Raw genomic sequence first — 8,249 nt, forward strand, 5'->3', positions numbered from 1 at the left:
GTATTGACTCAAATGGCCTGTGAAGTAATAGGTTGTCCTATGGAATATATGACTGTTATTGAATCAGATACAGATATCGTACCATTCGATCCAGGGTCCTACGCATCTAGTACAACCTATGTAACGGGGACTGCTGCTAAGATGGCTGCAGAAGAGTTACGCACTAAGATTATTGCTAAATTTGCTCAATTCTTTGAAACCGACGTTGAGAACGTTGACTTTGATGGCGTTGTAGCTACCACGAAAGACGGCTCCAAAACAATGGATATCCATCAATTGGCACCAAAATTATTAGTTGGTGCTAATGCAGAGCAATTGTCTGGTTTCGCTACATGGGGTAGTCATACATCCCCACCTCCATTCATGGCATCTATTGCTGAGGTAAAGGTAGATAAACAAACAGGTAAGGTTATTCCTCTTCATTTCTATTCTTGTGTTGATTGCGGTACTGTTATCAACCCTAAATTGGCTCGCGTTCAAGTTGAGGGTGGTGTGGTACAAGCTATCGGGATGGCTTTATATGAAGATGTACGCTATTCCAACAATGGTCGTTTGGAAACAAATAATCTTATGACTTATAAAATCCCAACCCGTCAGGATATTGGTGAATTACATACAGACTTTGTAGAATCTTACGAGCCTACAGGTGGCTTCGGCGCTAAATCTATTGGTGAGGTTGTCATCAATACGGGGTGCCCTGCTATCCAACATGCCATTAAAAATGCAGTTGGTGCGGATATTCGTACATTACCTATGACACCTGAGAAGGTATTTATGGCTATGGACGAGAAATATAAAGTATAGAGATTTCTAGTTCCTTTTACTTTCTAAGGAGGCCTGGTTCTATGACATCACAAACATCCTATTGGAATCGATTGATTCAGCCGGGAATCGTTGCTCTTGTTGGGGCAGGCGGTAAAACGACTGTGCTTTCAAAACTAGTAGAATATGGACGGCTGAAAGGTCAGCCCATCGTAGTTACGACTACGACTCGACTCTATGAATCTCAGGTTGCTCATTATGAACCGATTTATACTCGAAATATTAATGAAGCCGATGAGTATTGTACCGACCGTCTTTTACGTGGCTATTGTGGTGCGTGGTTCGCTGGAATTACAGGAACAAAGGTAGACTCCTTAGATTGTGATCTTATCGATGGTTTAGCCAAGTTACATCCAAATTGGCAAATTGTTGTAGAAGCAGATGGAGCGAAGGAAAAATGGCTCAAGGCGCCTAAGACGACTGAGCCTGTAATTCCATCTCTTACAAAGACTACGATTGGCCTCGTAAATCTTCAAATGCTAGGGGCCCCATTAGATGAGGACCACGTACATAATATCGAGCTCGTTCAAGATATTGTAAAGCGCGATATGGGGGCTATTGTAACTCCGCGTATGTTGGCTGATCTTGTTTTGCATAGGCAAGGCCTATTCCAATACAGTAAAGGTAAGAAAATACTATTCTGTACTGGTTATGAAACAGTACAACATCGCATCATCGATGATTTTATTGATCATATTGTTGATAGCGATATTTCGGCTATCATTTTGGCTGATGGATACAAAGCAAGTTGTGAAATCCGTCGCATTATTCAATGTCGGTAGGTACTCATGACTAATGTGAAAGCAAATTGTGATACCGCTTTTAATTCCATGAGAGACCCCATAGACCGTCGTCCTTTGCACATTGGCATTGTCCTCCTTGTAGGAGGACAATCCAAGCGCATGGGATGTAATAAGCAGCTCTTAGCCTGGCGTGGTAAGACTGTTCTAGATGCGGTCTGTGGGGCTCTTCAATGTGGATGGGGTGGACAGGTAGTTTCTACTATGTCCTGCAAACTACCTTTTGTGGCGGTTACTGGTGATGATCATGAGAAACTTGAACCTATTGTCACAAGCTATGGTTTTGAAGCGATTCGAAATGACCATCCTGAACTAGGGCAAGGTGTGTCTATAGGAATAGGAGTACGTCATTTGGTGAATACGTCACCCATACCGTTAGACGGTATTCTCTGTTCAGTAGGAGATCAACCACTTCTGACGAGTGCTGTTGTACATAAGGTCATTAGTGCATTTAGTGAAAACTTTCATTCGAAAACTATCGTCGTCCCGCATTATGGGGCGAACTATCAATCGGGAAATCCCGTTCTCTTTGGGTCGTATTGGTTTGAATTTTTACAACAGATCCAAGGGGATCAAGGCGGCAAGAGCATCATCCGTGGTGATGGTAAGGAACATGTCGTGAAATTATGGATTAGTGATGATATTGGCGACGATATTGACACACCCGATGATTTTGAGCGTTTAAAACATCGTGAAAGTGAGGCATTATGAAACCATTGGTACTTATGCGTGGAGGCGGAGACATCGCTTCCGGCGCTGTATATAGATTGAAACGGGCGGGCTATCCCGTTGTAATTAGTGAAATAGCGATTCCTACCATGATTCGCCGCGAAGTATGTTACGGTAATGCGGTTCATCGTGGCGAAATGATTTTGGAACGTTTTGTAGCTCGTCATGTGTCTCTTAGTGAAGTGAAAGATACGTTGGCACAGGGGGTCATTCCCGTCGTCACTAATTCATATGAGGAATTAGTAGATACTCTAAAACCAGCTATTGTGGTAGATGGTATTTTAAGTAAAAAAAATCTTGGGACAAAACGAGATGATGCAGAGCTTGTCATAGGCGTGGGCCCTGGGTTTACTGCTGGAGAAGATGTAGACGTGGTCATTGAAACGATGCGTGGTCATTCATTAGGTCGCTGTATCTATGATGGACCAGCTCAACCAAACACAGGTGTTCCTGGAAATGTAGGTGGCTACACTCATGAGCGTGTTATCCATTCTCCAAAGGCCGGCCTATTTACAGCGAAACGTCATATTGGGGATTCTGTACAAGCCAATGAGGTGATTGGTTATGTTGATGAAGAACCAGTCCGGGCTAAAATTACAGGTATTTTACGAGGCATTTTAAAAAGTGGGCTCATCGTATCAGACCATTTCAAGTTGGCCGATGTGGATGCTCGTTGTGAAGAGTCTCATTGTTATAGTATTTCAGATAAATCTCTAGCTGTTGGTGGTGGCGTTTTAGAGGCTGTTACCGCTTGGGATTATGAAAGGAATCTAGATGGAAACAATCTATGATGTGATGAAAGACCGTCTACAGGTTACTGAAGCTACCTTGATGGTTACCGTTTTATCTGGTCCTCGCCAAGGGGATAAGACTATTTATGCCGAAGATGGTAGCGTTTTATACGGTACTGCGATTGAAGGCTTTACAGTAGATAAAGCAAAGTTAAATTCCCTTTGTATGGTAGGCGAAATGGAGTGTTTCGTACAACCTGTAGAAAATGATCCGTCTGTTCTTGTATTAGGCGCAGGTCATGTTAGTAGAGCTATTACAGATTTGTTGTTGTTTATTGGCTGTCGTGTTACAGTCGTAGATGACCGTCCAGAATATGTAGTCCCTGAATTTTTTGATGAACGTGTTATACGTAAGTGCTTACCTTTAGAAAACTTCAAGAACGACTTACCTCTTGATGAATATAATGGCTTTATCATTGTGACGCGTGCTCATGAGTACGATAATATATGCTTGGAACAATTACGTAATTACTTGCCTACGTATATGGGTGTTATGGGTAGCCAAAAACGCATTCATCATGCCTTTGAAGTGTTACGTGAGCAAGGCTGGACTCAAGATGAGTTAGACATGATCTATGCTCCAATTGGCTTAGATCTTGGTGCACAAACACCTGAAGAAATTGCATTATCTATTGTTAGTGAATATTTGGCAGTGGTGCGTGGTAAAAAAGGCGGCTCATTGCGGAAAGGTAGAGTGATCCATGAATCGTGAGTTTATTGAATATCTTAGTGAACGTAAAAACGAAACCTTAGCAGTAGCCACTATTTTATATACTCAAGGATCCACACCTCGTAAAGCTGGTACATCTATGGTTGTATTCCCCGATGGATCCATTTTTGGCACTATCGGCGGCGGTCGTGCAGAAAATGAAATCCGTTTAAGTGCTGTTGACTCTTTGAATAAAAAAGAAGCTCACCGTCGTATTGATGTTCTTCTTGATGATGACGTGGCTGTTAAAGAAGGCATGGTCTGTGGTGGCCAAATGGATGTATGGATTGAAACACAAAACATCTAATATGGTTGAGTTCATCTAACAGAATATTAATCTAAAGAATGCATATATATAAATTATTTTTTCATTTATAAAAACGTAGTATTATAGATTCATATAATGCGATGTATGAAAAAATCTCATTCAGTGTCTGTTTCTAAATTTACAGTACTCTCAAAATGAGTTAAAATATAAGGTACAGTCAAAGGATTGGCTGTACCTTATTATTTTGTATAAGGAGCTATTTTTATGCATATTGACGCACTTATACATACCTTTAGGCTTCTTGATATCGTGGATATCATAATAGTTGCCATTGGTATTTACTATTTATATAAGTTGCTTAAAGATACACGGGCCGTTTCTCTATTGAAAGGTCTCGTTATGTTGGCAATTTTAAATTTATTGAGTCACTTGTTAAATCTGTACGTTATCAACTGGATTTTGCAACAAAGTATGACCGTTCTTCTCTTTGCGTTACCAGTTGTATTCCAACCAGAATTGCGTCGTGCTCTAGAACAATTGGGTCGTGGTCGAATTTTCAGTAAGGCGCAAAATGTAAACGAAGAAGAAATGGACATGGTCATTAATGAAGTGATGGCTGCGGCTCGCGTTATGTCCCGTGAACATACGGGGGCACTTATCGTTTTTGAACGTGAAGTAGGTCTCAATGATTTTGTAGATACTGGTATTCTTATTGATGCTGTATTGAGCCGCGAGTTGATTAAAAATATCTTTGTTCCAAGTACACCGCTTCATGATGGGGCACTTATCATTCGCGATGGGCGCATTCGCGCCGCTGGATGTTTGCTGCCTTTGACAGAAGACCGTACATTGAGCACTGAATTAGGTACGCGTCACCGTGCAGCTATCGGTTTGTCTGAGCAAACGGATGCAGTTGTAATAGTTGTCAGTGAGGAAACAGGGACGATTTCTTATACGTATGGTGGTCATATTTATCGCCATTTACCAGAGGATCAAATTAAGGAAGCCTTGCGCACCTTTATGGAACGCCCTCGTCAAACCATTACTAGTATGTGGAAATGGAGGGCAAATAAATGATGATTCATTTGAAACGCAACTGGCCAGCTAAATTATTATCCTTGTTAGCGGCCATCGTCATGTGGTTCTTTATCATGCGTGATCAGAACCCTGTGATGGAGGTAGCTTATACGGTACCTGTACAGGTTCAAAATCTTAATTCTGGCTATATCATAGAAGATGCACCAGATACGGTTCGAATTATATTGACCGGCCCTCGTGATACGATTATTTCTATGAAATCTGATAATCTACGGGCTTATATCGATGCATCTGGAGTAAAACCAGGTCAAAACAATGTGACGATTACTTTTACCCCACCTGCAGGGATGACTCTTGTAGAAGTCAAACCGGATAATATTACTATTAATGTTGACGAATATGCAGAGAGAAAGATTCCTGTTGAAATTGTTCCAATCGGCAAATTCTCTGATGATATTGCCATGAAATCGATAACGATTGTGCCGAAAGAGGTAACTGTTTCTGGACGTAAACAACAAGTTAACGCGGTGAACAAGGTTGTTATGAAAGTCAATGTGGCTGGTCAAACCAAGAACTTCAGCGCTGTTAGTACCTTAGAAGCTTGGGATACGGCCGGTAATGTACTAGATGTACATATTAATCCGAACCAAGGGCAGGCACAATACGAACTCAACTTATTACGTAAAGAAAAGGCAGTTCCTATTGCTGTACCGACTGTAGGCACTGTAGCGGAAGGTTATGAAGTTAAATCTACATCTGCTACGCCGACGCAACTAACGGTTACAGGCCGTGAAGAAATGATTGATCCGGTTACAGAAATACAAACAGAACCTATCGATGTATCGGGTGCTACTGAAACCGTACAGGGTAACTATAACTTAGTATTACCGAATGGTGTTAATAGCAATACCACAACGGTACGAGTGAAGGTAGAAATACAAAAGAAAAGTAATTAATGGATGATCGCCCTTTTAGTGAGCTTTGAAACCATTAGGACTTGAGACCCTAATAGAGTGGGAATTTTCTCTATTAGGGTCTATTTTTGTGATTTGTATATTAGCTTTTATAGTAGTGTTGTATAATAAAGATGTATGACCATTTTCTTATAGGTCAAGTGTCAAAGAATTTAGGTCAAAGAATAAAGAATAAAGAAGTAGGCTCACCTAATTAGGATGCCTTTAATAGGAAAGATATGATTAGAATAATAAATCTCCGCGTGGCCGTTACGGTTAAGTCGGATATTAAAGATATTGTAGAAAAGAAATATCCCCCATTACGTGGTGCTATTGAAACGATTCACGTTGTTCGACGTGCTGTAGATGCTCGTAAGAAGCCAAATATTGTTTTTGTATATACCTTGTTTGTTGAGGTTCATAACGAAGCTCAAATCATGAAAAAACTCGGTAAAGAAAAGGATGTATCTGTATTTACTGCAGAAAATCCAGAACCTATTGTTTATGGCAATGTACCATTAGTACATCGACCTGTTGTTATGGGTTTTGGACCAGCAGGGATGCTTGCAGCTTTTTATTTAGCTCGTGAAGGCTATCGTCCAATCGTACTTGAACGTGGTCAAGATGTAGATACACGTAGTAATGATGTAGAAACATTTTGGAAAGAAGGTGTATTTAAACCTGAGTCTAACGTACAATTTGGGGAGGGCGGTGCAGGTACTTTCTCCGATGGTAAGTTGACAACTCGCATTACCCATCCGCGTTTACATGAAATTTCTAAATATTTTGTAGAGTTTGGCGCTCCTGAGGAAATTCTATATAAACATAAACCTCACGTAGGTACAGATAAATTGCGTACCATGGTAAAAGCCATGCGTGAACGCATTATCGAATGGGGTGGTGAAGTCCGCTTTGGTGCGAAGGTAACAGATTTATTTATTGAAAATGACCGCATTGTAGGCGTTGAAGTTAATGGTAGTGATCGCATCGAGACCACTGTTGTTTTATCTGGAGTAGGGCACAGTGCACGTGACACGTACGAGATGCTTCATAAACGCAATGTGGAAATGACGGCAAAACCGTTTGCTATCGGTGTTCGTATTGAACATGATCAAGCTGTAATCGATGAGTCCCAATATGGCGTGGATCCATCTAGCTTGGGCCTCGGTGCAGCAGAATATTCTCTCGTGTACCATGATAAAGAAACAGGCCGTACTGCGTATAGCTTCTGTATGTGCCCAGGAGGTCAAGTAGTAGCATCTGCCTCTGAAAATGGTGGCGTTGTTGTAAATGGCATGAGTTTGTACGCTCGTGATAGTGGTGTTGCCAATAGTGCTATCGTGGTCAACGTAGGTCCAGATGACTTTGGTACTCATCCATTAGATGGTGTCGCATTCCAACGAGAATGGGAACGTAAGGCTTATGAATTGGGCGGATCTAACTTCCATGCACCTGCGCAAACAGTAGGACAGTTTTTAGGACTTTCACAAGCACCTAGTGTACAGAACAGTACATATAGCTACGAGCCAGGTGTAGTGAATTGCGATTTGCACGATTGCTTGCCACCGTTCGTCACTTCCGTATTAGAACGTGCCTTGCCGTATTGGGGCCGTCGCATCCGTGGATTCGATGATCCTGCGGTGTGCATGACAGGCGTTGAAACGCGTACCTCTGCACCGCTTCGTATGGGACGTAATGAAGAACGTATTTCTCCAACTGTAGGGGGCTTTTATCCTATGGGTGAGGGCGCTGGCTATGCAGGGGGAATTATGAGTGCTGCCCTTGATGGTGCAGAAACGGCCATTTTGTGCATGGCAAAATACGCAAAACCTAATTAGCGGGAATTCTATACTGATGAATTGAACTACAGTATAGATTCATACTATTTATGTAATATAGTTGTAACTCTATAGTAGGTATATATGCTTTCTATATTGTGATATAATACACAACAGTAACTATTAAAAATAATAATCAACGGTAAATATATAGACTTGTGACACTTTCACAAATCCTTAGAGGAGGATAATTATGGCTCGTTTATTTGGTACAGATGGTGTACGTGGTGTTGTTAATGAGTTTTTAACACCGGAATTAGCCTATCATTTAGGTCGTGCGGCAGGAACGCATTTTGGTAAG

At 41.4% G+C, this 8,249-nt stretch carries 10 protein-coding genes; all 10 read left to right on the forward strand.

What is annotated here, in order from left to right:
• Nucleotides 1-804 (forward strand): xanthine dehydrogenase family protein molybdopterin-binding subunit (locus Q0507_RS08080; RefSeq protein ID WP_298714889.1); only part of this gene is annotated, 804 nt, incomplete at its 5' end.
• 41 nt (nt 805-845) lie between these two features.
• Nucleotides 846-1,604 carry a selenium cofactor biosynthesis protein YqeC gene (yqeC, locus tag Q0507_RS08085; protein ID WP_298714890.1) on the forward strand — a complete coding sequence of 253 codons (759 nt, stop codon included), beginning with the start codon at nt 846-848 and terminating at the stop codon, nt 1,602-1,604.
• Between the two features lie 6 nt (nt 1,605-1,610).
• Nucleotides 1,611-2,333 carry a nucleotidyltransferase family protein gene (locus tag Q0507_RS08090; protein ID WP_298714892.1) on the forward strand — a complete coding sequence of 241 codons (723 nt, stop codon included), beginning with the start codon at nt 1,611-1,613 and terminating at the stop codon, nt 2,331-2,333.
• On the forward strand, nt 2,330-3,142 hold the full coding sequence (yqeB, locus tag Q0507_RS08095) for a selenium-dependent molybdenum cofactor biosynthesis protein YqeB (RefSeq protein WP_298714894.1): 813 nt from the start codon (nt 2,330-2,332) through the stop codon (nt 3,140-3,142). Before Q0507_RS08090 ends, yqeB begins: the two co-directional genes overlap by 4 nt.
• Nucleotides 3,126-3,854, forward strand: a complete 729-nt coding sequence (locus Q0507_RS08100) for an XdhC family protein (protein ID WP_298714896.1) — start codon at nt 3,126-3,128, stop codon at nt 3,852-3,854. The genes yqeB and Q0507_RS08100 overlap by 17 nt, the downstream gene beginning before the upstream one ends.
• Complete coding sequence (locus Q0507_RS08105; protein WP_298714898.1) at nt 3,844-4,158, forward strand: XdhC family protein; 315 nt, start codon at nt 3,844-3,846, stop codon at nt 4,156-4,158. Before Q0507_RS08100 ends, Q0507_RS08105 begins: the two co-directional genes overlap by 11 nt.
• Before the next feature lie 225 nt (nt 4,159-4,383).
• Complete coding sequence (cdaA, locus tag Q0507_RS08110) at nt 4,384-5,196, forward strand: diadenylate cyclase CdaA (protein WP_298714899.1); 813 nt, start codon at nt 4,384-4,386, stop codon at nt 5,194-5,196.
• Nucleotides 5,193-6,113, forward strand: coding sequence for a YbbR-like domain-containing protein (locus Q0507_RS08115; RefSeq protein ID WP_298714901.1), 921 nt, complete (start codon nt 5,193-5,195; stop codon nt 6,111-6,113). Before cdaA ends, Q0507_RS08115 begins: the two co-directional genes overlap by 4 nt.
• A gap of 236 nt (nt 6,114-6,349) precedes the next feature.
• Nucleotides 6,350-7,948, forward strand: coding sequence for an NAD(P)/FAD-dependent oxidoreductase (locus tag Q0507_RS08120; protein ID WP_298714904.1), 1,599 nt, complete (start codon nt 6,350-6,352; stop codon nt 7,946-7,948).
• A gap of 193 nt (nt 7,949-8,141) precedes the next feature.
• The coding region (locus Q0507_RS08125; RefSeq protein ID WP_298714906.1) for a hypothetical protein at nt 8,142-8,249 on the forward strand (108 nt) is incomplete at its 3' end.

It is taken from the genome of uncultured Veillonella sp. (assembly GCF_938010505.1).
Classification (GTDB): domain Bacteria; phylum Bacillota; class Negativicutes; order Veillonellales; family Veillonellaceae; genus Veillonella.

Excerpts from the sequence above, each read along its gene's own strand:
- yqeC (WP_298714890.1), top strand. The coding sequence starts at position 846 with ATGACATCACAAACATCCTATTGGAATCGATTGATTCAGCCGGGAATC.
- Q0507_RS08090 (WP_298714892.1), top strand. The coding sequence starts at position 1,611 with ATGACTAATGTGAAAGCAAATTGTGATACCGCTTTTAATTCCATGAGA.
- yqeB (WP_298714894.1), top strand. The coding sequence starts at position 2,330 with ATGAAACCATTGGTACTTATGCGTGGAGGCGGAGACATCGCTTCCGGC.
- Q0507_RS08100 (WP_298714896.1), top strand. The coding sequence starts at position 3,126 with ATGGAAACAATCTATGATGTGATGAAAGACCGTCTACAGGTTACTGAA.
- Q0507_RS08105 (WP_298714898.1), top strand. The coding sequence starts at position 3,844 with ATGAATCGTGAGTTTATTGAATATCTTAGTGAACGTAAAAACGAAACC.
- cdaA (WP_298714899.1), top strand. The coding sequence starts at position 4,384 with ATGCATATTGACGCACTTATACATACCTTTAGGCTTCTTGATATCGTG.
- Q0507_RS08115 (WP_298714901.1), top strand. The coding sequence starts at position 5,193 with ATGATGATTCATTTGAAACGCAACTGGCCAGCTAAATTATTATCCTTG.
- Q0507_RS08120 (WP_298714904.1), top strand. The coding sequence starts at position 6,350 with ATGATTAGAATAATAAATCTCCGCGTGGCCGTTACGGTTAAGTCGGAT.